The organism is Leptolyngbya sp. FACHB-36, assembly GCF_014695955.1.
Lineage (GTDB): Bacteria > Cyanobacteriota > Cyanobacteriia > Leptolyngbyales > Leptolyngbyaceae > FACHB-36.
In genome coordinates, this window is the sequence record NZ_JACJPG010000649.1 from 1 (window position 1) to 1,951 (window position 1,951).

4 protein-coding genes and 1 pseudogene are annotated in these 1,951 nt (G+C 52.0%); all 5 read right to left on the minus strand.

From position 1 onward, the window contains the following. Positions 1-128, minus strand: a pseudogene (locus tag H6F43_RS23255) (peptidase M28); the annotation flags it as partial. 6 nt (positions 129-134) lie between these two features. Beyond that, a complete protein-coding gene (locus H6F43_RS20020; protein WP_190344770.1) occupies positions 135-536 on the minus strand; it encodes a type II toxin-antitoxin system VapC family toxin in 402 nt (133 codons plus the stop codon). Beyond that, positions 514-789 carry a hypothetical protein gene (locus H6F43_RS20025; RefSeq protein ID WP_190344772.1) on the minus strand — a complete coding sequence of 92 codons (276 nt, stop codon included), beginning with the start codon at positions 787-789 and terminating at the stop codon, positions 514-516. Before H6F43_RS20025 ends, H6F43_RS20020 begins: the two co-directional genes overlap by 23 nt. Before the next feature lie 8 nt (positions 790-797). Further along, positions 798-1,682, minus strand: coding sequence for a PhzF family phenazine biosynthesis protein (locus H6F43_RS20030; protein ID WP_190344774.1), 885 nt, complete (start codon positions 1,680-1,682; stop codon positions 798-800). A gap of 35 nt (positions 1,683-1,717) precedes the next feature. Continuing rightward, the coding region (locus tag H6F43_RS20035; protein ID WP_190344775.1) for a DUF874 family protein at positions 1,718-1,951 on the minus strand (234 nt) is incomplete at its 5' end.

Consider the following 1,951-nt stretch of genomic DNA (forward strand, 5'->3'; position numbering starts at 1 on the left):
GGTCCCCACTGGCTCAACTGCTGACGAATATACTGCTGCACATAGAAGTGCCCAGCAGTTGCCAGATAAACATCGCGTTCACGGACAATTTCGCGGAGGTGCGATCGCAATCGGTCTTTTAGCTCCAGCATTTTCTAACGTTCCCAGTCGTCTAACCGCAACGCCTCAACTCGACTAAATTCTCGCGTATTGTGCGTAACAAGAATCAGATGATTTGCGAGAGCGATCGCAGCAATGAGCAGATCGTTTGGACCAATTGGAGTTCCAACAGCCTCCAGTTGAACAGGTATTTGAGCGTAAACACCTGCGGCTGCATCGTCAAAAGGCAAGGAAACAAACGAATCAAGAAATCCTCTTTGTTTAGCAAGGGTCCGTTCAGGATTGTTGCTTCTCAGTGCGCCATAAAATAGCTCAGCTTTTACAACAGAGCAAACTGCTATTTCTTCAGGAAATAACGCCTCCAAACGTTGACGAACGCTTGACACTCGTTGATTCAAGTAAACAATACAGGTATTAGTGTCCAGCAGGTAAATCATTCAAACCATCCCAGTCTCGTTGATCAAATTCGCCTTGGGAAGGGCGGGCAATCGGATCATCTGCTAAACAACCCGATGTTCGCTCGAAGAAGCCTGGTGACCAGCCGCGATCGTCTGGAGTCGTTGCGCTTGCTGGCGGAGTGGGAGTGACTGTCACCGTGACTTCTACCTCTGTATCCGATAGCTCAACTGGAAGCTGCACCGTTAATACGCCGTCAGTTCCAACGTGCGATCGCACCGTAATGCTGGTCATACATCCTCCTAAACAAACTCGCCTTGAGCAACCAAAATCACATTTCCACCCACCGACACCTCTATGATGTCATCTTGCTTTTGTGCCTTAAGCAGCAGCAGCGATGGTCTACCAATTTCGTAGCCCTGCTCGACGCGCACATCAACTGAGGCAAATTCAAGATAGTTGTGCTGTGCGAGGTAGCCTGCAAAGCAGCCGTTCGCGCTTCCGGTCGCAGGGTCTTCGGCAATGCCAAGTAGGGGCGCAAACATGCGGGCGCTGAAGTGATTTGCAGGGTTGCGAGTTTCGGGACAAAAGACAAAAACCTCCTTTGCCTGAAGGGATTTGACCACTTCAGCGAGGCGATCGACGTTCACCTTAATCCGCTTCAATGCCGCCAGCGTTTTCAGCGGCACGATCAGAAATGGGACCCCGGTGGAGACCTCCTGAATCGGAAAGCGTGAATCAATGTCGGTGATATCGAGATTGAGAACGGGTGCGATCGCCGCTGCCGTCACTACGTCGCCAAATACCGGAGGATTCTGCTTCATCGTTAGAATGTCTGGGCTGCGATCGCGGTACGTCATTGCAACAGGAATTTGCCCAACTTTAAGGTTGAGGACGATCGTCTCCACGGACTGCTGAATGATGGCATATTGCAGGATGAACGCTGTTCCCAGCGTTGGATGTCCGGCAAAGGGAAGTTCTTTCGCGGGCGTAAAAATCCGCACGTCGTAGCCGCCGTCCCGCTCCTGCGACGAGCCAATGAACGTCGTCTCTGAGTAGTTCATTTCCTTGGCGATCTGCTGCATTTCCTCGGTGGAAAGCGATGCCGCTTCGGTGAACACCGCAAGCTGATTGCCTGCGTATTTCTTCTCAGCAAATACGTCTACGATGTGAAACTTTAGAGGCATAGATGCAGCAAACTCGATGTGGAACAGCTTAGTTGCTATACGGTATCGGGATCAATGTCAAGCTGCCGCAGCCGCTCTGCAAGTCGATCGGCTCGTTGACGTTCCTGCTCGGCGCGCTGACTCTCTTGCTCGGCTCGTTGACGTTCCTGCTCGGCACGCTGACTCTCTTGCTCGGCTCGTTCGTCGCCGCTCAGAAGCAAATGACCCTGATTATCCCACCAGCGCAGCCACGGCAGTTCAGAGTTGACAAACCGTCCTTGCCAGATACC

Bases quoted from the DNA above. Each gene is read 5' to 3' on its own strand.
- H6F43_RS20020 (WP_190344770.1), bottom strand. From the start codon at position 536: ATGATTTACCTGCTGGACACTAATACCTGTATTGTTTACTTGAATCAA.
- H6F43_RS20025 (WP_190344772.1), bottom strand. From the start codon at position 789: ATGACCAGCATTACGGTGCGATCGCACGTTGGAACTGACGGCGTATTA.
- H6F43_RS20030 (WP_190344774.1), bottom strand. From the start codon at position 1,682: ATGCCTCTAAAGTTTCACATCGTAGACGTATTTGCTGAGAAGAAATAC.